Source organism: Pseudomonas sp. C 49-2 (assembly GCF_003970195.1).
In the GTDB taxonomy this organism is placed as follows: domain Bacteria; phylum Pseudomonadota; class Gammaproteobacteria; order Pseudomonadales; family Pseudomonadaceae; genus Aquipseudomonas; species Aquipseudomonas canadensis.
Genome location: NZ_RXYG01000017.1, coordinates 39,537 through 60,246, shown reverse-complemented (window position 1 = coordinate 60,246; position 20,710 = coordinate 39,537). Strand labels below are relative to the sequence as shown.

Genomic DNA, 20,710 nt, shown 5'->3' with positions numbered 1-20,710 from the left:
TATGCGACCGGACCATATGGAACCGGCTCCCTCAAAGACGGCCTAATATGCGTTATCAATTGCCCCCGCGTCGAATCAGCATGAAGCATTTGTTCCCCAGCACCGCCCTCGCTCTTTTCATTGGTCTCGGCTTCGCGTCGACATCGACCAATACGTTCGCAGCCAACAGCTGGGACAACCTTCAGCCGGATCGCGATGAGGTGATTGCCAGCCTTAACGTCGTCGAACTGCTCAAGCGCCATCACTACAGCAAGCCGCCGCTGGACGACGCGCGCTCGGTGATCATCTATGACAGCTACCTCAAGCTGCTGGACCCGTCGCGCAGCTACTTCCTGGCCAGTGATATCGCCGAGTTCGACAAGTGGAAGACGCAGTTCGACGACTTCCTCAAGAGCGGCGACCTGCAACCCGGCTTCACCATCTACAAGCGTTACCTGGACCGCGTCAAAGCGCGTCTGGACTTCGCCCTGGGTGAGCTGGGCAAAGGCGTCGACAAGCTCGACTTCACCCAGAAGGAAAGCCTGCTGGTCGACCGTAAGGACGCGCCTTGGCTGACCAGCACCGCCGCCCTCGATGACCTGTGGCGCAAACGCGTCAAGGACGAGGTGCTGCGCCTGAAGATCGCCGGCAAAGAGCCTAAGGCCATCCAGGAGCTGTTGACCAAGCGCTACAAGAATCAACTGGCACGTCTGGACCAGACCCGTGCCGAAGATATCTTCCAGGCCTACATCAACACCTTCGCGATGTCCTACGATCCGCACACCAATTATCTGTCGCCAGATAACGCGGAAAACTTTGATATCAACATGAGTCTGTCGCTGGAGGGCATCGGTGCCGTCCTGCAAAGCGACAATGACCAGGTCAAGATCGTGCGCCTGGTGCCGGCAGGTCCGGCAGACAAGACCAAGCAAGTGGCTCCGGCCGACAAGATCATCGGTGTTGCCCAGGCCGACAAAGAAATGGTCGACGTGGTCGGCTGGCGCCTGGACGAAGTGGTCAAGCTGATCCGTGGGCCGAAAGGCAGCGTGGTGCGCCTGGAAGTGATTCCGCACACCAATGCACCGAACGACCAGACCAGCAAGATCGTGTCCATCACCCGTGAAGCGGTGAAGCTCGAAGACCAGGCCGTGCAGAAGAAAGTCCTCAACCTCAAGCAGGATGGCAAGGACTACAAGCTGGGCGTGATTGAAATCCCGGCCTTCTACCTGGACTTCAAGGCGTTCCGCGCGGGCGATCCGGACTACAAGTCCACCACCCGCGACGTTAAGAAAATCCTGACAGAACTGCAGAAGGAAAAAGTCGACGGCGTAGTGATCGACCTGCGCAACAACGGCGGCGGTTCCCTGCAGGAGGCCACGGAGCTGACCAGCCTGTTCATCGACAAGGGCCCGACCGTGTTGGTGCGCAACGCTGACGGCCGTGTGGATGTGCTGGAAGACGAGAACCCGGGCGCCTTCTACAAAGGCCCGATGGCGCTGCTGGTCAACCGCCTCTCGGCCTCGGCTTCGGAGATTTTCGCCGGCGCCATGCAGGACTACCACCGCGCCCTGATCATCGGCGGCCAGACCTTCGGCAAAGGCACCGTGCAGACCATCCAGCCGCTGAACCATGGCGAACTGAAACTGACGCTGGCCAAGTTCTACCGGGTTTCCGGGCAGAGCACCCAGCACCAGGGCGTACTGCCGGACATCGATTTCCCGTCGATCATCGACACCAAGGAAATCGGCGAAAGCGCCCTGCCGGAAGCCATGCCGTGGGACACCATCCGCCCGGCGATCAAGCCCGCTTCGGATCCGTTCAAGCCATTCCTGGCGCAGTTGAAGGCTGACCACGACACCCGCTCCGCCAAGGATGCCGAGTTCGTGTTCATCCGCGACAAGCTGGCCCTGGCCAAGAAGCTGATGGAAGAAAAAACCGTCAGCCTCAACGAAGTGGACCGCCGCGCGCAGCACACCGACATCGAAAACAAGCAACTTGCACTGGAAAACATCCGCCGCAAGGCCAAGGGTGAAGATCCACTCAAGGAGCTGAAGAAAGAAGACGAAGATGCGTTGCCGACCGAAGCGGATAAAACCAAGCCGGAAGACGACGCCTACCTGGCCGAGACGGGCCGGATCCTGCTGGACTACCTGAAGATCACTAAGCAGGTGGCCAAGCAATAAATGATGGCGATTTAATGTGATCGCTCAGCAGAGTGTCATCATATAGACATCATTCTGTCGTGAAATGAAGGACCGCAGGTTTCCAGCCTGCGGTCCTTTTTTTTCGATCGAGATCGCCATGACCATGACCGAACAGCTGAATGCATTGGGCGTTATCCTGGCTCAAGGCAGTTTGCACAGCCTGTTCCAACCGATCATCAGCCTGTCTGAACGGCGCATTCTCGGCTATGAAGCCCTCAGTCGTGGTCCTTCCAACAGCCCGTTGCACTCCCCCATCGCCCTCTTCTCGGTGGCCAGCCAGGCCGGGCGACTCAGTGAGCTGGAGATCGCCTGCCGCGAAAGCGCGTGCCGACGTTTCAGTGAACAGAAGCTGCCGGGCAAGCTGTTCCTCAACGTCTCACCACAGTCCCTGATGGAAACCGCGCATCAACCGGGGCGTACCCTGCAATTGCTGCGTGACTTCGGCATCCCACCCAGCCAAGTGGTGATCGAACTCACTGAGCAAACCCCCACCAACGATATCGACCTGCTGCAAACGGCCCTGCACCACTACCGCAACATGGGATTCTCAATTGCCCTGGATGACTTGGGCGCCGGTTATTCCAGCCTGCGCCTATGGTCGGAGTTGCGCCCGGATTATGTGAAGATCGACCGACACTTCATCGACGGCATCCATCAGGACGCGCTCAAACGGGAATTTGTCGGCTCCATCCTGCAAATCGCCAAGGCGTCGCGTGCCCAAGTGATTGCCGAAGGAATCGAGTTGCCTGAAGAGTTGGCCGTACTGACGGAGATGGGCGTGGACCTGGTCCAAGGTTACCTGCTCTGCCGCCCGCAGGAGCAGCCGCCGCAGGAAGCGCGCCTGATGCTGCCCAAGCCCGACAGCGCCAACGTGGCGCTGAACGACGAAGGCAGCGACCTGAGCGCCTTACTCAGCGAACAGCCTGCGGTGGATCAGGACACCGCCACCGCCCAGGTGCTGGAAGCGTTCCGGCGCCAGGCCAACCTCAATTCCCTGGCGGTGCTGGATGGGCGTGGGCACCCGATCGGTATCGTTCACCGGCATTCACTGTCGGATGCGCTGCTGAAACCTTTCGCCACCGACCTGTTTGCGCGCAAGCCCATCAGTCGCTTGATGAGCACCGACTTTCTGGCAGTGGAGCTGAGCCAGTCCCTGCAACAAGTCAGCCGTTTGCTCACCAGCCGCGCGCGGCAACGCATCGAAGAAGACTTCATCATCACGCTCAATGGCGATTATCTGGGCCTGGGCCGGGTGATCGATGTGCTCAAGCTGATCACCGAATTGAAGATCCAACAAGCGCGCTACGCCAACCCGCTGACCCTGCTACCGGGCAATGTGCCGATCCAGCAGTGCCTGACGCGCCTGTTGCAGCAACAGCGTGAATCGGTGATCTGCTACGTGGATATCGACAGTTTCAAGCCGTTCAACGATATCTACGGCTATGGGCGTGGGGATGAGGTGTTGTTGTGCCTGGCGCAGTGCTTGAACGACCGTGTCGACCCTAGCCGCGACTTTGTCGGGCATATTGGCGGTGATGATTTTTTGCTGGTGCTGGGCCCGCAGGATTGGCGCAAACGCCTTAATCAGCTGCTGGATGACTTCCACACCCAATGCCGGCGCTTCTACCGTGCCGAACACCTTGAAGCAGGCTGTTTCGTGGCGCTCAACCGCCAGGGCGTGCGCCAGGAGTTTGCGCTGCTGTCACTGTCCATCGGCGTGGTGCATTTGTATCCACAGGCCTGTGGACAACTCGATGCCAGCCAGTTGGCGGAGCTGGCCTCGCAGGCCAAGCACCATGCCAAGGACATGGCCGGCTATAGCATCCATGTGATCGACAGCATGGACGCGCTGCCCCAAGCGCTTTAGGCCTCTGCGGATTCCGGGTATTCGTATTCAAACACCCGCACCACTTCGGAGGCGTGCCAGGAGGCCGCGGCCACACCGTCGGACGGCCCGCTGAAGCGGCCCAAGCGCTCGACACATTCAAAGAAACCGGTACGCGGCAGGCGACTGGCGCCCTGGCTGATCACCAGCGAGCTGCGCAGCGGCTGCTCGGCCTTGGCGTCCAGCGCCGCCAGGTGTTCCAGGGCGGCGGCCAGGGTTTGCATGGCCGGTGTAGGGAATTGCAGGCGCTCCAGCAGCGCGCGGTAGGTCAGCAGATGGCGCTGGCGGCGCGCCTGGTCCAGTTCGTTGAGTAACCCATCCCAGTGTTGACGGCTGATACGTAGGCTCAAGATTCATCCCTCCAACCTGCAACGCCCAATTCCCAGGCCAGGCTGCGGCGGATCGCGGCATCCGGCTGGCGTTCACCACTTTCAATCAATCCAAGATACGAGGGGCTGATACCCACGGTGCGGGCCAGGGTCTCGATAGCCAGGCCTTTGGCTTCGCGCAAGCCGCGCAGGGCTGCGAGCGGGCGCAGGTCCTGATCAGGGGCAGCTTGGGCAGTCGATGAGAGAGGAGGTGGCGTTGGTTGTTGCTGACCGGCAGCTTTTAGCAGCGCCTGGTACTGGTCCCATGGCAACACCGCGTATTCGGGTTCGCCATTACGTGAAATTATCTGAATATCCATGACCGCCCCGTAGGATAACAACACTTACTGAGTAAGCTCTTTCCTTAGGAGTGTAATCCTAACAGCCATAAAGGTCGCAGGGGGATAGTCACATCATCCGTTTTTTTGCGGGCTTTCCTTGGCCAACAGCGCGGGCGTCGCAGGCAGGCGCTCAACCACGGCAAGCTTTTCCGGACGCTGGGCGTCGCGCCAGGCGCGGAAAGCGCTCAGTTCGCCGTCCAGGGTCTTCATGACCCATGCCAGCACGGCAATGTCGTCCAGCATGCCAAACATGGGGATAAAGTCCGGGATCGCATCAATCGGGCTAAGGAAGTACATTAAGCCTGCCACCACCGAGATCAGTGCCTTGGGACTGATCGCCCGGTACTCGCCGCGCCAGTAAGCCAGGCACAAGGCCTGGAGCAACTTGAGGTCATCCTTGAGCTTGCCCAGGCGATTACCTTGGCTGGAGCCCTTGGCAGCGACGGCGAACAGCAGCGTCGGCAAGCGCCCACGCCCCAGGAGGCGTGCAGCCATGGGCAGGAAACGGGTGAAATTGAAGGGTGGTCTCATCGGTCACTCCAGTTCCAGGCGACATAAAAGGTTATCCACACAAATTGTGGATAACCTTGTGAACAGAGCCTATTTTCTGGCCTGAAAGCCACGTAGTACAAGGCTTGCAGTCAGATCGGGCGTTTTTTGCGCACATAAAAAAAACCCAAGATTTCATTGACTTGGCATTGATGTGCGGCTACCCGTACTCGAGTCTTATATCAGACTGCTACCTGCCACAGACGTTCGTTTGGATCTGCACTGGCTTCAATGTGGGAGCTGGCTTGCCTGCGATTGCGGCGTTTTAGTCATAGAGGGGCTGGCTGATCCACCGCTATCGCAGGCAAGCCAGCTCCCACATTTAGAAATGTGCACCTCCCAGAAACAACAACGCCCCGTCGAGACGGGGCGTTGTGTGTTCAGGCGCCTGTTACTTCTTGGCAGCCGGTGCAGCAGGAGCGTCAGCCTTGGCTGGGTCCTTGATGGCCAACAGTTCCAGGTCGAACACCAGCACGGAGTTGGCTGGGATCGCTGGGCTTGGGCTTTGTGCGCCGTAGGCCAGGTCGGAAGGAATGTACAGCTCGACCTTCTCGCCGACGTGCATCAGTTGCAGGCCTTCGACCCAACCTGGGATCACGCCGCTGACAGGCAGGTCAATCGGGCTACCGCGATCCACGGAACTGTCAAAGGTAGTGCCGTTGGTGAGTTTGCCGGTGTAGTGCACAGTCACCACGTCAGTCGGCTTAGGCTGGGCGCCGTCGGCTTTCTTGGTGATCTTGTACTGCAGACCGGAAGCGGTGGTGACTACGCCGTCTTTCTTGGCGTTGTCTTCGAGGAATTTCTTGCCGGCGGCTGCCGACTCTTCGCTCATTTTGGTCATGCGTTCTTCAGCACGCTTCTGCAGTGCGGCAAACGCTTCAACCAGCTCGTCGTCTTTGAGCTTCTGCTCTTTCTTGCCGACGGCGTCTTCGATGCCTTGGGCTACTGCTTTGGAGTCCAGGTCATCCATGCCTTCTTGGGCAAGGCTCTTGCCCATGTTCAGGCCGATGCCGTAGGAAGCTTTCTGCGCCGGGGTTTTCAGCTCTACGCTGGTCTGCGAATCACAACCCGCAAGTACCAGGCTAACCAGGGCCACCGCCGCCGCCAACCGATGCTGTTTCATGCTATTTCCTTGTTCATGCGCCAAAAGGGCATTCGAATAAAGTCGCGAGCTTATCAGGCGGCCACGACCAATGGCTACCGGCATGTGAGCAGGAAACTTCTGATAAGTTCACGTGTTTAAAAGCATTTTCATTCATGATGGGACCCCGCGAAGGATCGTGGGACCGCCTAGTACCAGGCTCATGGCCACTTGCCGCACCTGTGGCGTAGTGGCATAACATCGCGACAACTCGACAAGGATAGTTATCTTGCGCATTTTTTCCCGTGTTTTACTCCTGATACTCACTCTGCTGGGCATCGTCCTGGCCGTGGTGCTCTATTACACCGTCAACCCCAAGTTGCCGGACTACGTGCCCGTGGAGCAGGTGCACTACCAGGACCAATGGAGTGCCACCGACCGCCAGACCTATTACTTCACGCCCCAGGGCACCCAGGTAAAAGGCCTGCACTACGACTGGTTCACCGCCCTCGAATTGCCGTTTTCCGAGCAGCGTTTTGCTACGCCGGCGTATCTGGCGCGCTTCGGTTTCCTGGTCGACCCCAAACAAGTGCCCACCGCACAAAACCCCGGCAACCTGCCAGTGGGTTTCGCCCGGCATAAAAACGCCGACAGCAACGCCGAATACCTGGATATCACCTGCGCCGCCTGCCACACTGGCGAACTGCGTTACAAAAACCAGGCCCTGCGTATCGATGGCGGTTCCGCCCAGCACGTATTGCCGTCCAGCGTGCCAACCTTGCGCGGCGGCAGTTTTGGCCAGGCCCTGGTCGCCAGCCTCGCCGCCACCTATTACAACCCGTGGAAGTTCGAGCGTTTCGCCCGGCAGGTGCTGGGGGATCGCTACGACGCCGAGCACAAGCAATTGCGCCAGGACTTCAAGCAGTCGCTGAACAAGTTCCTCAAGGTGGCCTGGAACGATACCCACCGCGGCCTCTACCCCACCGAAGAAGGCCCCGGCCGCACGGACGCCTTTGGCCGTATCGCCAATGCCAGCTTTGGCGATGCCATTTCTGCGGACAACTATCGCGTCGCCAACGCACCGGTGGACTACCCGCAGCTGTGGGATATCTGGACGTTCGATTGGGTGCAGTGGAACGGTTCGGCCCAGCAACCCATGGCACGCAATATCGGTGAAGCCCTGGGTGTCGGTGCGACGCTTACTTTTTTCGACGCCGCCGGCCAGCCGCTTCAGGGCGATGCGCGTTACCCGTCCAGCGTAAGGGTGCGCGACCTCAACCTGATCGAAGAAACCCTGCAACGCCTCAAGCCACCGACCTGGCCCGAGGACCTGTTCGGCAGCATCGACAAGCCGCTCGCCGCCCAAGGCCGTGCACTGTTCGCCGAAAACTGCGCCGGCTGCCATGTGCCCAGCATCACCCAGGAAGGCGGCCGCCCGGTGCAACAACTGAAGATGCTGCCTGTGGACTACATCGGCACCGACCCTGGCACCGCCAGCAACATCGCCGACCAGCGCTACGACCTCAGCGCGTTGCAATGGGACCTGGCGGAACTGGCCAAGCTCAACGTCGAGCTGCACCCGACGCCGACCGAGCCACTGGACCTGAAAAAGATGTCCGTGGCCAAGGGCCTCGCCTACGTCACCGCCTTCGTCGAAGAACATGCCTACCGCGCCGCTGGCGTGACCCCGGCCGAGCGCCCGCGCCTGGACGGTTACGGCCTGCCCATCGGTGTGCGCGAGTTGCGTGCCTACAAGGCGCGGCCATTGGCAGGCGTTTGGGCGACGCCGCCGTTCCTGCATAACGGTTCGGTACCGACGATCTACCAGTTGCTCTCGCCCCAGGACGAGCGCAGCACCACCTTCTATAAAGGCACGTTCAACTACGACCCGCGCCACCTCGGCTTCGAGACCGGTGCGTTCAAGAATGCCTTTGTGTTCGATACCAAAATCACCGGCAACCACAACAGCGGCCACGAATTCCGCGCTGGCCAGCGTGGCAACGGCGTAATCGGCCGTGGTCTGCTGCCGCAGGAACGCTGGGCGCTGCTGGAATACCTCAAAGTGCTGGGCGGCCCGCTGGAGCAACAACTGCCATGATGATTCGATCCCCCTACGACCGACCTTCCCTGCTCGCCCGCCTGTGGCTGCGCATCGGCGCGTTCCTCGGCAAAACCCTGCTCTGGCTGGTAGGCCTCGGCCTGCTCGGCTGGCTGGGCGCCAGTGCCTGGTACGCCTGGCAGCACAGCGGCCCGGTGTCACCGAACGAGCAAATTCCGTCCGGTGAGGCGGCGATGACCCAAGGCATCATCCAGACGGCGGTGCGCATCGTTGACCAGCACCGTGAAGGCACGCGCTACCTGCGCGATGCCCATGCCAAAGCCCATGGTTGCGTGAAGGCCGAGGTCAGCGTGTTGGCCGACCTCGACCCGGCGCTGCGCCAGGGCGTATTCACCGAGCCAGGCAAGACCTGGCAGGCGATGATGCGACTGTCCAACGGCAACGCCTACCCGCAGTTCGACAGCATCCGTGATGCGCGGGGCATGGCGCTCAAGCTGCTGGATGTGCCAGGCAAGCAACTGCTGGCCGACCAACAGGCGCGCACGGAACAGGACTTCGTGATGTTCAGCCACCCGAACTTCTTTGTCAGCGATGTGGCGGAGTACGCGCAGAACATCGGCGCGCAAGCGGACGGCAAGAAAGTCCTGGCGTTCTTCCCCAAGGTCGACCCACGGACCTGGCAGGTGCGACATCTGTTTATCGCCCTGGCGACCCTGGCGCCCGCACCGGCCAGCCCGACGCAAACCACGTACTTTTCAGTGTCGCCCTACAAATTCGGTGCGGCCAACGCCAAGTTCCGTGTCGCGCCCGACCCGCAAAGTTGCCCGGAGTATGTGTTGCCCAAGCAAAACCAGGACCTGCCAAACTTCCTGCGCAGCGCCCTGAGCCAGCAGCTGTCCACCGACCGCAAGCCTGCGTGTTTCGTGCTGCAGATCCAGCGGCAGAACCCACAAAAATTCATGCCGATCGAAGACACCAGCATCGAATGGAAGGAGAGCGATGCGCCCTATGAAACCGTGGCCAAGGTACGCATCCCCGCGCAGGATTTCGACACCCCCGAGCAGAACCTGGCGTGCGACAACCAGTCGTTCAACCCTTGGTTTGGTGTAGCGGAGCACCGCCCCATCGGCGGTATCAACCGCTTGCGCAAGGCCGTGTATGAGGCGGTCAGCGACTACCGCCACAGCCGCAACGCCCCGTAAAGAATGCGTAACAATGGACCCGACGGCGTAAGGATTGCGTCGGGTCTATTGAGCCGTTTTCACCTCGCCTCTACCTTGAGCACCTACCCCAACACCCGTAGGAAGTCATCGTGGAAAGCTCAACCCTCGGCATGATCGTACTGACCTTGATCGCCGTGTTCGGCACCGCTTCTTTTTGCTTCGAACACCTGGCGACACGCCAGACCAAAAAGAAAAAAACCGGCCAGCACTGACCCTTATCCGACCTGTCCTGCCTCTGCCGTTCGAGCCTGCAACCACTGACGAAAACTACGCACCGCCGCCGGCGGGTTGCGGTGGTGCGGTTGCATCAGGTGCAGGCGACCGCGACTGTGCATGCTGTGGGGCAAGGCCATTTGCAGACGGCCGGACTCCAAGTCGCTTTCCAGCAAGCGCTTCCAGCCCAAAGCGACGCCATGCCCCATCACCGCCGATTGCATCAACAGTTGATAGCTGTTGGTCCGCAAGGCATGACGCGGGGTGTAGTAGTCGGCGCCGGCATCAGTGAACCAGTCGGCCCAGGTCAACCAGTCGTGGTGGTGGTCCTCGACGATCAACAAGGTGTGAGCGTGCAGCAAGTGGTGCAGGTCGCGAATCGGGCCGTGACGCTCAAGGTAACCAGGGCTGCACACGGTGATGACCTGCTCGCTGTCGAACACCGGCGACAGTTCCAGGCCGTGGGGCGCGGCCAATTCATCCAGGTGATAGAACAGGCCCAGGTCATATTCGCTGACATCCAGGTGGCTGGGGCTTTCGCTGCACAGGATGCGGATATCCAGGTCCGGGTGGTCGTGCTGGAACTGCGGCAACAGACCGGCCAGCCAGATGGAACTGATGGTGGGCGTGCTGGCCAGGGTCAACTGGCGATCGGCACCACGCCTGCGCAACTCGGCGGACTCGCGATCAAGCTCGCGCAACAGGCGTTGGACGGTACGGAAATAACGCACCCCAGCGGGTGTCAGGCTCAAACCCTGGGCCAGCCGATAAAACAGTGGACGGGCCAGGTCTTCTTCGAGACGTTTGACCTGCCGGCTGACCGCACTTTGGGTCAAATTCAGTTCGTGGGCCGCCTGGGTAAAGCTCAAATGACGGGCGGCCGCTTCGAAGGTCTGCAAGCAATTGAGGGGAGGAAGATCGACGTTTCGGCGCGACATGAGCAAGTCCATTGGCAATAACGGGCCCAGGTTACCCCAGGCCCGCAGAGATCACGTTGGCGAGCATCCTGCCAGTTGCCTGCTCAGAGTGCGACCCTGGCCACGCGTTTACTCCATTGCCGGCGGTGCTCAAGCTGCCCATTTTCCCAGGCGGTCTGCTCCGCTTCGATGTAGAACCACTCGGCGTCGGCGTGCACGCTCAAATGGCTTTCCACCTCCACGGCCCACTCGTCGCGGCCGACTCGGTAGTGCCATTCAATGTCAGCCTGCGTCGACAGCGGATCCCAGGGCAAGGTGCGGTATTGCTCGGTGCAACGTTGGTCCACCGACAGGCCATGGTCGGTAAAACGCACCGACCCCAAGTCATCTTCGATTTTCACGCAGACTTCACCACTGCCGACGTCTTCGATCAAGGTGCGTTTCGGCGCAGCGGCGCGTAGGACCTCCATCGCTACCGGCGTAGCCGACTGCGGCGCTTCGAACGGGCAGTCCACCCCCTCGCCTTTGAATATCGGCAGTTGCAGGCTTTGCAGGGTGGGTAGCAACGTCAGGGTGGTCAATTCACGGCTCGGCCACAGCAGCGGGAAACTCGCCGTGCTGAGCGCCAGACGCAAACGGTAGCCGGCGGGCAGGCGCATGCCGATGTGGTCGAGGTTTAACTGCACGTTCATGGGTTCACCGGGGACTACCGGCGTTACCTGGGAAAAATCCTCACGTAATGTGAGATTAAGCACACCGTAGCTGATCTGGGTGACTTGCCCGTCCGGCGCTATCGCATTCAGCCGGGCGACCAATTGACCACAGGAAGTGTCGCTTGCCAGGCGTAACGTGAGACGTGCATCGCCGAGCAACGCCAGCGGCTCGGTCAGCGGCTCGGAGTCGAAGCACAACGAATGGGCATCATCACGACGTTGATCCGTCGGACCATCGGGGCCAAACCAGATGGCGCAGTACTCGCCCTGGTGCAGGCCGGTGGTCAGCGGCGAACAAAGGCTGCGCGCCGCCGCCAAGGGCTGTGAACCCGCGCTCAGGCCTTGATCGCCCAGGCTGAAATCCGTCCATTGCACCTGCGGATCCGGCCAACCCGAGGTCTGCACCCAGATCCCTGGCCGCTCGGCATAACTGCCCTTCGGCGACAGAATATCCTGTAGGTAAAAGGTGCAGGCTGCGTCATCCATTACCCCGTTATCGATGCCCTTGAGCCAGTGATCCCACCAGCGTTTGGCCTCTTGCAGGAAGCCGATGGCCGGGTTGGGCACGGCAAAATGCGGGTACTTGTGGATCCACGGACCGATCATGGCTTTCTTCGGGCCCGGCAGATTTTCCATCAGGCGCGAAACGGTGTTGCGGTAGGCATCGCCCCAGCCGCCCACGGCATACACGGCCGCCTTGATCTTCGAATAGTCCTCGCATACCGAGCCGTGGCGCCAATAGTCATCGCGGGTCTGGTGCTGCAGCCAGGTTTCGGCCAGCAGCGGCATGGCTTCCAGGCGTTGGTGCCAGAGGTCTTTCCAGTCGTCGCCCACCAGCAAAGGATCCGGCACTGCTGCGCTGAAGTTGAGCATGGTGGCGGCCCAGCCGAAATTCTCCATCAACAGGTTGCCACCCTTGTAATGGATGTCGTCGGCAAAGCGGTCATCGGTGGAGCACAAGGTGATGATTGCTTTCAACGCCTCGGGCTGGCGTGCCGCGACTTGCAGGCCGTTAAAGCCGCCCCAGGAAATCCCCATCATGCCGACATTGCCGTCGCACCAGGGTTGCCGGCACAGCCAGTCGATCACTTCGAGGGCGTCTTCCTGTTCCTGCAGCAGGTATTCATCGGCCATCAGGCCCTGGGATTCGCCGTTGCCACGCATGTCCACCCGCACACACACATAGCCCTGCCCTGCCATCCACGGGTGGGTCAGCGCATCGCGTACGGCGGTGCCATCGCGTTTGCGGTACGGCAGGTACTCCAGGATTGCCGGGAAGGTCTGCAAATCGGCGCCTTCCGGCAACCAGATGCGGGCGGCCAGTTGAGTGCCGTCCTTCAAGGGGATCAGGCAGTGCTCGATTTCGCGCACGGTGTAAGCAAATTCAGTGACGATTTCCATCAGTAACTCCTACAGCGATTCAATCGATCAGCGGGCGAAATCCGGCACCGGGCTGGCGCCGCGCAGTTCCGTCTCGGGGGTCCGCTGAAGGCGTTTCACATCCAGCAATGCGGGATTTTTCAACCAGAAGATCAGCGAGGTACTGGCCAGCAACACCAGGATCATGCCGGGCAGACCGCCGAGGTTGGAGAGCATCTTCACCCCGTCGATGCCGACAAACGCGACCATCACCCACGATACCGAGCCGATGATCAGGCCCCAGACAATCTTCAGCAGCGGGTTGCCGTCCAGGTCAGAATCGGCCGTCACGCCTTTGCTGCACAGGTTGGCGATAACGTCGGTGCTGGAGTCCGCGGCAGTGACAAAAGAGATGAACGCGACGAACAGCAAGAACGCGATCATCACGCCGCTGGCCGGCAGTTGCTGGAACATCTGGTACAGCACGTGTTCCACGCCCTGCTCGTTCAGCACACGGTTGAGGCTGCCGTCGCCCAGCGCATCGAAGTACAGGCTGGTGCCGGAGAAGATGCAGATCCACAACGCCGTGAACAACGCCGGGTAGAGCATGTTGATATGGATGAATTCACGCACCGTGTAGCCGCGGCCGATCTTGCCGAGGAACAACGCGCTGACCGGCGCCCAGGCAAACCACACCGACCAGTAGAACACTGTCCAACTGTGCGGCCAGGTGTCGCCACTGGCGGCGCCGGTGAACAGGCTGCGGCTGAAGAAGGTGTCGAGGTACACGCCCAAGGACTCGACGCCGAGGCTGAACATGTACAGGGTCGGCCCGCACAGCAGCACAAACAGCCCCAGGGCCAGCATGATCCAGGTGTTGAACGAGGACAGCATCACAATGCCTTTCTGTAGACCGCTGGCGGCCGAGGCGACAAAGGTGATGACGATGATCGCAATGATGATGGCCAGGCGAAACGGCGTGGTTTCACCGCCGATGTACTGGGCCAGGCCGCCGGCCAGGGTCAACGCGCCGGTGCCCAGGGACGAGGCCATGCCGGCCACCAAGGCGAACATCGCCAGGGTGTCGATCAGCCCGGCATAGCGCCGGACCCGCGCTTCGCCCAGCAACGGTTCAAGCATGGCGCCGATGGAGAAATTGCTGCGACGGTTGTAGAACACCAACGCAAACACCAACGAGGGCACCAGGTAGATGGCGTAAGGCGTGATGGTCCAGTGCAGGAACATCGTCGACATGGCAAAGCTCTTCGCCGCCGAACTGCCCGCCTCGATCGGCAGGCTGGTGGGTGGGCCGTACAGGTGGTAAAGCGGTTCGGCGGTGGTCCAGAACAGCACGCCCACCGCCAGGGTGGTGCACAGCGCCACCATGAACCAGCGCCATTTGCTCAGCAGAGGCTGGGCATCTTCACCGCCGATACGCACCTTGCCCAGTGCAGAGAAGTAGACGACAGCGGTCAGCACCACCATGGCGAACGAGCCGGCACTGAACAGCCATGAGAAGTTTTTCAGGATCAGGTTGTTGAGCTGTTTGCTGACCGCAAGGAACGCATTCAGGTCGACGTAGCTGGCGATCACCGCCGCCAGCAGGATCAGGAACGTTGGCCAGAACACCAACGGACGCAGTGGATATTTCATAGAGAGCCATTCCCCTTGCAGACTATTTTTATGTTGGAGAGCGAGCCCCCGCAGCATCCTGCTGCCGGTCACTCGCCTGGAAGTCTTCGCGTGGCTATAGATAAACGTTTAAGCGTCCGACGGCGCAATCAACCAATGAGCATGGGGGTATTCCCTCACGTCATGGCGCACCCGTACAGTTCAGGACGAATAAGCAGTGCACACTGGCAGGGCATAAGAAGAAGAAATCGCAGACGAAAAAAAGCCCGCTCAATGAGCGGGCTTCTTGTGGTGACCTGGCGTTCAGTGTTCCAGGTTACCGAATATGGCGCAGCGGACGGGACTCGAACCCGCGACCCCCGGCGTGACAGGCCGGTATTCTAACCGACTGAACTACCGCTGCGCGTAACACGTAAAACGAATGGTGGGTGATGACGGGATCGAACCGCCGACATTCTGCTTGTAAGGCAGACGCTCTCCCAGCTGAGCTAATCACCCTTCGTTTCGGTGTGGGCGGCATCATACACCAAAAATCCGCAATGTCTTGATTTAAATGCAATTTATTTGAAATATTTTCTCAGGTACGACAAAACCCAGCAAAAACGGGCTTCTACGCCTTCAAACGCGAGTCTATTGCGTTTACCCGCCCCTTGGCCGCACAATTAAAAACCATTCTCAATAACACCTGAGCCACGCCTATGTCTGCGGGTGAACCGCCCTTCCAACGGGAAATTACCCAGCTCTACAGCGAGCATCATGGCTGGCTGCTCACTTGGCTAAGACGCAAGCTGGGCTGTCGACAGAATGCCGCCGACCTGGCGCAGGACACATTTGCACGCATCTTGAACGCGCGTGAATCCGTCGCCGGCATTCGCGAACCCCGCGCGTACCTGAGCACCACCGCCCGGCGCTTGCTCATTGACCAGGCGCGGCGCAAGCAGATTGAACAGGCTTACCTGCAGGAATTGGCGCTGACGGTGGACACGCTCGAAGGGTTCCAATCCCCGGAGCAAATCCACACCACCCTCGAAGCCCTCGAACAGATCGCCTTTATCCTGGAAGGCATGCACGAATACTCGCGCCAGGCCTTCGTGCTGTATTACCTCGAAGACATGACCCAGCAACAGATCGCCCGGCAGCTCAAGTTGTCGGAACGCACCGTGCGCAAGTACCTGATCCAGGCGCTTATGCATTGCAGCCACAGCATGGACACCTGATCGAGCATGTCGGACGTCGAAGAACAAGCCGCCGAATGGATGCTGCGCCTGCACGACGGCGAATGGGACGAGGCCCAGCAGCAGGCGTTCGAGCGCTGGAAGCAACAAGGCCCGCATCACGCTGCAGCCGCCGCACGCATGGAAACCATGGTTTCGCGCATGCAGGCCCTGCGCGGTAAAAAAGCCCCTGCCCGCGCCGCATTGAATGCGGCCTTTGCTCAGCCGAAAACCCGTCGCCGCAAGCACGCCCTGCGCGCGCTGGTATTGGCGTGCAGCCTGGCGATCCCAGCAGCGGCCTTGTTGATCAGCCCCTATCCGCGGCAGTGGATGGCCGATGTACGAAATGGCCCGAGCCAATGGCAAACCCTGCAACTGGCGGACGGTTCAACACTGACCCTCAATGGCATCAGCGCAGCGAACTTGCACTTTGATAGCCAGCAGCGCCGTATCGAACTGTTGCAAGGTGAAATCCTGGTGGAAGTCGCCCACGACAGCACCCGGCCGTTTGTCGTGCAGACGCCCCAAGGCACCCTGCGTGCACTGGGCACACGGTTTGTGGTCAAGCGCGAAGGTGATGTCACGGTGCTGAGCATGCTCCACTCTCGCGTGGCGGCACAAAGCGCGAACGGCCAGCAGACACTGGAAGTCGAGGCAGGGTCGCGAGCCCTGATGCACGCGAACCAAGTGCGCCTGGCCGGCACTGTTGAGCCGAGCAGCATCAACGAAGCCTGGCGCCGCCATCAATTGGTGGTGGAGAACCAACCCTTGCCCGACGTGCTCGACGAAATCGCCCGGCACCGCAGCGGCCGCGTGCAGTTTGATCGCGCCGCACTGCAAAGCCTGCGCGTGTCTGCCGTGATCCCCCTGGACGACAGCGACCAGGCTTTGCAATTACTCGCGCAAACGCTGCCGATCCGGGTGCAGTCCTACACTCCATGGCTGATCGTGGTTGGCCCCGAGCCAGCATCCAATAAATAATTATTCGCATTTGCTTCCGGTTTTTTCGAGGTTGCCCGTCAAGGAAGGTAATTCGACACATAAAGGACTGCCTTCACCATGCACACCCCTTCCTACCCCCGCGGACGCTTTCGGCTACTGAAAAGTGCACCGCTTTCCTTGGCCCTGTTCACTGCCGGCACCTTGAACATCGGCCTGGCCCAGGCGGACGCCGTCAGCGTCGCCGCCCAGTCCTATGACATCCCCGTCGGACCGCTGGGCAGTTCGCTCAACCGCTTCGCCCAGCAGGCCGGTGTGGCCATCGTGTTCCAGTCCCACGAACTGGAGGGCCTCAAAGGCCCGGGCTTGAAAGGCAATTACGGGATTCAGGACGGGTTTGACAGGTTGCTGGAAGGCAGCGGCTACCGCGCCGTGAAAGGCGTCCAGGGATACGCCCTGCAATCCGCCCCCATCGCCGGCAACGGCACCATGGAACTGAGCCCGACCGCCGTCACCGCCAACCAGCTGGGCAACGTCACCGAAGGCACCGGTTCCTACACACCCGGCACTATCGCGACCTCCACGCGCCTGGTGCTGACGCCCAAGGAAACCCCGCAGTCCGTGAGCGTTGTCACCCGTCAGCACATGGATGACTTCGGCCTGAACAACGTCGACGACGTGATGCGCCACACGCCCGGCATCACCGTTTCGGCCTTCGACACCGAGCGTACCAACTACTACGCCCGGGGTTTTTCCATCAATAACTTCCAATACGACGGCATCCCCTCGACCGCACGCAACGTCGCTTACTCGGCGGGCAACACGCTGAGCGACATGGCGATCTATGACCGTGTCGAAGTGCTCAAGGGCGCCACCGGCCTGCTCACAGGCGCAGGCTCGCTGGGCGCGACGATCAACCTGGTGCGCAAGAAACCCACCGCAGACTTCCAGGGCCACGCGACCCTCGGCGCCGGTTCGTGGGACAACTACCGCAGCGAGCTGGATGTCAGCGGCCCCATGACCGAAAGCGGCAACGTGCGTGGCCGCGCCGTGGCGGCCTATCAGGACAAGCATTCGTTCATGGACCACTACTCGCGCAAGAGCCCGACGTACTACGGCATCATGGAGTTCGACCTGTCACCCGATACGCTGCTGACCGTAGGCGGCGATTACCAGGACACCTTGCCGAAGGGCTCATCGTGGTCGGGCAGTTTCCCGCTGATCAACTCCAAGGGCGACCGCAACAGTGTCAAGCGCTCGTTCAACAACGCCGCGGACTGGAGCAGTTGGGAGCAGTACACCCGCACCGTATTCGCCATGCTCGAACACGACCTGGGCAATGGCTGGGTCACCAAGCTGCAACTGGATCACAAGATCAACGGCTATCACGCGCTGATGGGCTCGATCCAGGGCGACCAACCGCAGCCGGATGGCACCGCGCAACTCACCTCGGGCAAGTACACCGGGGAAACCGTCAGCGATTCCGCCGACCTGTACGTCAGCGGCCCGTTCAGCCTCGGCGGTCGCGAGCATGAACTGGTGCTGGGCGGCTCGATCAGCGCCTCGGAATGGAAAGGCAAAGGCTACTGGAACCTCTCCCCCAATATCGTCGACTTCAATAACTGGCATGGCCACGCCACGATACCGGACTGGGGCAAGGCGCAATCGCTTACCGATGACACCGTGCGCCAGACCGGTGCCTACGTGACCACGCGACTGAACCTCGCCGATGACCTCAAGCTGCTGCTGGGCGGTCGCGTGGTCAATTATCAGGTCACGGGCTACAACCCCAACTACCGCGAGTCCGGGCGTTTCGTCCCGTACATCGGCGCCGTCTACGACCTCAACGACACGTACGCGGTCTACGCCAGCTACACCGATATCTTCATGCCGCAGGAAAACTACAACCGCGATCGCGACAACAAGTTGCTGGAACCGGATGAAGGCCAGAACTGGGAACTGGGCGTGAAAGCCGACTTCCTCGACGGACGGCTGAACGCCAGCGCGGCGTACTTTGAAATCCGCGAGTCCAATCGTGCACTCTCCGACGACGAATACAATAACCAGACACCGATCCCGAACAACTACGCCTATAAAAGCAGCAAGGCCGTCACCAAGGGTTATGAACTGGAGATGTCCGGCGAGATTGCCCCCGGCTGGCAACTCCAGGCCGGCTACACCCACAAGGTGGTGCGCGACGACAAGGACGTGAAGATTTCCACCTTCGAACCCGAAGACCAGGTCAAGCTGTTCACCACCTACAAACTCAAGGGCAACCTGGACAAACTGACCCTCGGCGGTGGTGTGCGTTGGCAAAGCGTGGGTTGGCAGGACATCTACAACTCACCGAAGGGTGGGTATGAAGAGTTTTCCCAGGATGCTTATTGGCTGGTGGATCTGATGACCAAGTATCAGGTCAGCAAAAACCTGTCGGCGACGCTGAACGTCAACAATATCTTCGACAAGCACTACTACACCAACATCGGCTTCTATAACTCGGCCGCTTACGGTGAGCCGCGCAACTTCATGGTCACCACTCGCTGGGATTTCTGATTGCCCCATAAAAAACGCCGCCGATCATCGGAAATGATCGGCGGCGTTTTTTGGGTTTTGCAAACCCCAGATAGCAAAAAGCCCGCTCATTGAGCGGGCTTCCTGTGGTGACCTGGCGTTCAGTGTTCCAGGTTACCGAATATGGCGCAGCGGACGGGACTCGAACCCGCGACCCCCGGCGTGACAGGCCGGTATTCTAACCGACTGAACTACCGCTGCGCGTAACACATGAAGCGAATGGTGGGTGATGACGGGATCGAACCGCCGACATTCTGCTTGTAAGGCAGACGCTCTCCCAGCTGAGCTAATCACCCTTCGTTTCGGTGTGGCGCGCATTCTACGGAGCGACCTTAAGTCTGGCAAGCACTTTCTGAAATCTTTTTTTTGATAGCTTCCAATGGCTTAGGCAGGGTTGGCCTGGGACGTTATCAAGAGAATAATGCCCCCCTTTGTATAAAGGAGAGACTCACCCCATGTGGTTCAAGAACCTGCTTATCTATCGCCTGACCCAAGATCTGCCTGTTGATGCCGAGGCGTTGGAAGCGGCCATGGCCACCAAACTGGCGCGCCCTTGCGCGAGCCAGGAATTGACCACTTATGGTTTCGTCGCGCCTTTTGGTAAAGGTGAAGACGCTCCCCTGGTTCACGTCAGCGGTGATTTCCTGCTGATCGCTGCGCGCAAGGAAGAACGCATCCTGCCGGGCAGCGTGGTGCGTGACGCACTGAAAGAGAAAGTCGAAGAAATCGAGGCCGAGCAGATGCGCAAGGTCTATAAAAAGGAACGCGATCAGATCAAGGATGAAATCATCCAGGCCTTCCTGCCACGCGCCTTTATCCGTCGCTCCTCCACCTTCGCCGCCATCGCGCCGAAACAGGGCCTGATCCTGGTCAACTCGGCAAGCCCGAAACGCGCTGAAGACCTGCTGTCGACCCTGCGTGAAGTGATCGGCACCCTGCCAGTTCGCCCGCTCACGGTGAAAACCGCGCCAACCGCAATCATGACCGACTGGGTCACCACCCAGAAGCCGGCCGATGACTTCTTCGTCCTCGACGAATGCGAACTGCGCGACACCCACGAAGACGGCGGCATCGTGCGCTGCAAGCGCCAGGACCTGACCGGCGAAGAGATCCAACTGCACCTGACCACCGGCAAAGTCGTGACCCAACTGTCCCTGGCCTGGCAGGACAAGCTGTCCTTCATGCTCGACGACAAAATGACCGTCAAGCGCCTGAAGTTCGAAGACCTGCTGCAAGACCAGGCGGAACAGGACGGCGGCGACGAGGCCCTGGGTCAACTGGATGCGAGCTTTACCCTGATGATGCTGACGTTCGGGGATTTCATCCCGGCGCTGGTTGAAGCACTGGGTGGTGAAGAGACCCCGCAGGGCATCTAAGCCATACAAAGAATAAAATGTGGGAGGGGGCTTGCCCCCGATAGCGTTCTGTCAGTTAAAACACCTCTGACTGACAGACTGCAATCG

16 protein-coding genes and 4 tRNA genes are annotated in these 20,710 nt (G+C 60.2%); 9 read left to right on the top strand and 11 right to left on the bottom strand.

Annotation, left to right across the window (positions count from 1 at the left end; all coding sequences use genetic code 11):
- Positions 1 to 80: 80 nt before the first annotated feature.
- Together EJ576_RS25825 and EJ576_RS25820 are read left to right on the top strand one after the other, a co-directional pair.
- Entirely contained in the window at positions 81 to 2,162 is a 2,082-nt protein-coding gene (locus EJ576_RS25825) for a carboxy terminal-processing peptidase (RefSeq protein WP_174890955.1), read from the top strand.
- A gap of 118 nt (positions 2,163 to 2,280) precedes the next feature.
- Positions 2,281 to 4,050 carry a bifunctional diguanylate cyclase/phosphodiesterase gene (locus tag EJ576_RS25820; RefSeq protein WP_028615784.1) on the top strand — a complete coding sequence of 590 codons (1,770 nt, stop codon included), beginning with the start codon at positions 2,281 to 2,283 and terminating at the stop codon, positions 4,048 to 4,050.
- Here the strand turns inward: EJ576_RS25820 and EJ576_RS25815 are convergent.
- The 4 genes from EJ576_RS25815 to EJ576_RS25800 all read right to left on the bottom strand — a co-directional run bounded on the left by EJ576_RS25815 (position 4,047) and on the right by EJ576_RS25800 (position 6,449).
- On the bottom strand, positions 4,047 to 4,418 hold the full coding sequence (locus EJ576_RS25815) for a hypothetical protein (RefSeq protein ID WP_005786715.1): 372 nt from the start codon (positions 4,416 to 4,418) through the stop codon (positions 4,047 to 4,049). The genes EJ576_RS25820 and EJ576_RS25815 overlap by 4 nt on opposite strands.
- Positions 4,415 to 4,756 carry a helix-turn-helix transcriptional regulator gene (locus EJ576_RS25810; RefSeq protein WP_122725509.1) on the bottom strand — a complete coding sequence of 114 codons (342 nt, stop codon included), beginning with the start codon at positions 4,754 to 4,756 and terminating at the stop codon, positions 4,415 to 4,417. The genes EJ576_RS25815 and EJ576_RS25810 overlap by 4 nt, the downstream gene beginning before the upstream one ends.
- 93 nt (positions 4,757 to 4,849) lie before the next feature.
- A complete protein-coding gene (locus EJ576_RS25805) occupies positions 4,850 to 5,308 on the bottom strand; it encodes a YkvA family protein (protein ID WP_122725405.1) in 459 nt (152 codons plus the stop codon).
- Between the two features lie 409 nt (positions 5,309 to 5,717).
- Positions 5,718 to 6,449 carry an FKBP-type peptidyl-prolyl cis-trans isomerase gene (locus tag EJ576_RS25800; protein ID WP_033897692.1) on the bottom strand — a complete coding sequence of 244 codons (732 nt, stop codon included), beginning with the start codon at positions 6,447 to 6,449 and terminating at the stop codon, positions 5,718 to 5,720.
- A gap of 247 nt (positions 6,450 to 6,696) precedes the next feature.
- Here EJ576_RS25800 and EJ576_RS25795 point away from each other — a divergent pair, with 247 nt between their 5' ends.
- From EJ576_RS25795 to EJ576_RS30100, 3 genes are all read left to right on the top strand, one after another.
- Positions 6,697 to 8,505: a di-heme-cytochrome C peroxidase gene (locus EJ576_RS25795; protein WP_126571444.1), complete on the top strand. Its 1,809-nt coding sequence runs from the start codon at positions 6,697 to 6,699 to the stop codon at positions 8,503 to 8,505.
- Positions 8,502 to 9,668 carry a catalase family protein gene (locus EJ576_RS25790; RefSeq protein ID WP_126571443.1) on the top strand — a complete coding sequence of 389 codons (1,167 nt, stop codon included), beginning with the start codon at positions 8,502 to 8,504 and terminating at the stop codon, positions 9,666 to 9,668. The genes EJ576_RS25795 and EJ576_RS25790 overlap by 4 nt, the downstream gene beginning before the upstream one ends.
- A gap of 110 nt (positions 9,669 to 9,778) precedes the next feature.
- Positions 9,779 to 9,901, top strand: coding sequence for a hypothetical protein (locus tag EJ576_RS30100; RefSeq protein ID WP_256348291.1), 123 nt, complete (start codon positions 9,779 to 9,781; stop codon positions 9,899 to 9,901).
- A gap of 3 nt (positions 9,902 to 9,904) precedes the next feature.
- Here the strand turns inward: EJ576_RS30100 and EJ576_RS25785 are convergent, their stop codons facing one another.
- The 5 genes from EJ576_RS25785 to EJ576_RS25765 form a co-directional block, all read right to left on the bottom strand.
- On the bottom strand, positions 9,905 to 10,840 hold the full coding sequence (locus tag EJ576_RS25785; protein ID WP_122684540.1) for a LysR substrate-binding domain-containing protein: 936 nt from the start codon (positions 10,838 to 10,840) through the stop codon (positions 9,905 to 9,907).
- Between the two features lie 83 nt (positions 10,841 to 10,923).
- The gene (locus EJ576_RS25780; protein WP_126571442.1) at positions 10,924 to 12,933 is read right to left on the bottom strand and encodes a CocE/NonD family hydrolase; all 2,010 of its coding nucleotides are present in this window, start codon (positions 12,931 to 12,933) and stop codon (positions 10,924 to 10,926) included.
- Between the two features lie 27 nt (positions 12,934 to 12,960).
- Positions 12,961 to 14,544 carry a BCCT family transporter gene (locus tag EJ576_RS25775; RefSeq protein WP_122725394.1) on the bottom strand — a complete coding sequence of 528 codons (1,584 nt, stop codon included), beginning with the start codon at positions 14,542 to 14,544 and terminating at the stop codon, positions 12,961 to 12,963.
- Positions 14,545 to 14,849: 305 nt separating this feature from the next.
- Positions 14,850 to 14,926, bottom strand: a tRNA-Asp gene (locus tag EJ576_RS25770).
- 19 nt (positions 14,927 to 14,945) lie between these two features.
- A tRNA-Val gene (locus tag EJ576_RS25765) sits at positions 14,946 to 15,021 on the bottom strand.
- Between the two features lie 200 nt (positions 15,022 to 15,221).
- Between EJ576_RS25765 and EJ576_RS25760 the strand changes: the two genes are divergently transcribed.
- From EJ576_RS25760 to EJ576_RS25750, 3 genes are all read left to right on the top strand, one after another.
- Entirely contained in the window at positions 15,222 to 15,740 is a 519-nt protein-coding gene (locus tag EJ576_RS25760; RefSeq protein WP_028615770.1) for a sigma-70 family RNA polymerase sigma factor, read from the top strand.
- A gap of 6 nt (positions 15,741 to 15,746) precedes the next feature.
- On the top strand, positions 15,747 to 16,718 hold the full coding sequence (locus tag EJ576_RS25755; protein WP_123476205.1) for a FecR family protein: 972 nt from the start codon (positions 15,747 to 15,749) through the stop codon (positions 16,716 to 16,718).
- Positions 16,719 to 16,796: 78 nt separating this feature from the next.
- Positions 16,797 to 19,229: a TonB-dependent siderophore receptor gene (locus EJ576_RS25750; protein WP_123476207.1), complete on the top strand. Its 2,433-nt coding sequence runs from the start codon at positions 16,797 to 16,799 to the stop codon at positions 19,227 to 19,229.
- Positions 19,230 to 19,371: 142 nt separating this feature from the next.
- Here the strand turns inward: EJ576_RS25750 and EJ576_RS25745 are convergent.
- Together EJ576_RS25745 and EJ576_RS25740 are read right to left on the bottom strand one after the other, a co-directional pair.
- A tRNA-Asp gene (locus EJ576_RS25745) sits at positions 19,372 to 19,448 on the bottom strand.
- 19 nt (positions 19,449 to 19,467) lie between these two features.
- Positions 19,468 to 19,543 (bottom strand) — tRNA-Val (locus EJ576_RS25740).
- A 159-nt stretch (positions 19,544 to 19,702) separates the two neighbouring features.
- Here EJ576_RS25740 and rdgC point away from each other — a divergent pair.
- Positions 19,703 to 20,623: a recombination-associated protein RdgC gene (gene rdgC / locus EJ576_RS25735; RefSeq protein ID WP_010211632.1), complete on the top strand. Its 921-nt coding sequence runs from the start codon at positions 19,703 to 19,705 to the stop codon at positions 20,621 to 20,623.
- Positions 20,624 to 20,710: the final 87 nt, after the last annotated feature.

Bases quoted from the DNA above. Each gene is read 5' to 3' on its own strand.
- EJ576_RS25825 (WP_174890955.1), top strand. From the start codon at position 81: ATGAAGCATTTGTTCCCCAGCACCGCCCTCGCTCTTTTCATTGGTCTC.
- EJ576_RS25820 (WP_028615784.1), top strand. From the start codon at position 2,281: ATGACCATGACCGAACAGCTGAATGCATTGGGCGTTATCCTGGCTCAA.
- EJ576_RS25810 (WP_122725509.1), bottom strand. From the start codon at position 4,756: ATGGATATTCAGATAATTTCACGTAATGGCGAACCCGAATACGCGGTG.
- EJ576_RS25805 (WP_122725405.1), bottom strand. From the start codon at position 5,308: ATGAGACCACCCTTCAATTTCACCCGTTTCCTGCCCATGGCTGCACGC.
- EJ576_RS25800 (WP_033897692.1), bottom strand. From the start codon at position 6,449: ATGAAACAGCATCGGTTGGCGGCGGCGGTGGCCCTGGTTAGCCTGGTA.
- EJ576_RS25790 (WP_126571443.1), top strand. From the start codon at position 8,502: ATGATGATTCGATCCCCCTACGACCGACCTTCCCTGCTCGCCCGCCTG.
- EJ576_RS25785 (WP_122684540.1), bottom strand. From the start codon at position 10,840: ATGTCGCGCCGAAACGTCGATCTTCCTCCCCTCAATTGCTTGCAGACC.
- EJ576_RS25780 (WP_126571442.1), bottom strand. From the start codon at position 12,933: ATGGAAATCGTCACTGAATTTGCTTACACCGTGCGCGAAATCGAGCAC.
- EJ576_RS25775 (WP_122725394.1), bottom strand. From the start codon at position 14,544: ATGAAATATCCACTGCGTCCGTTGGTGTTCTGGCCAACGTTCCTGATC.
- EJ576_RS25760 (WP_028615770.1), top strand. From the start codon at position 15,222: ATGTCTGCGGGTGAACCGCCCTTCCAACGGGAAATTACCCAGCTCTAC.
- EJ576_RS25755 (WP_123476205.1), top strand. From the start codon at position 15,747: ATGTCGGACGTCGAAGAACAAGCCGCCGAATGGATGCTGCGCCTGCAC.
- EJ576_RS25750 (WP_123476207.1), top strand. From the start codon at position 16,797: ATGCACACCCCTTCCTACCCCCGCGGACGCTTTCGGCTACTGAAAAGT.
- rdgC (WP_010211632.1), top strand. From the start codon at position 19,703: ATGTGGTTCAAGAACCTGCTTATCTATCGCCTGACCCAAGATCTGCCT.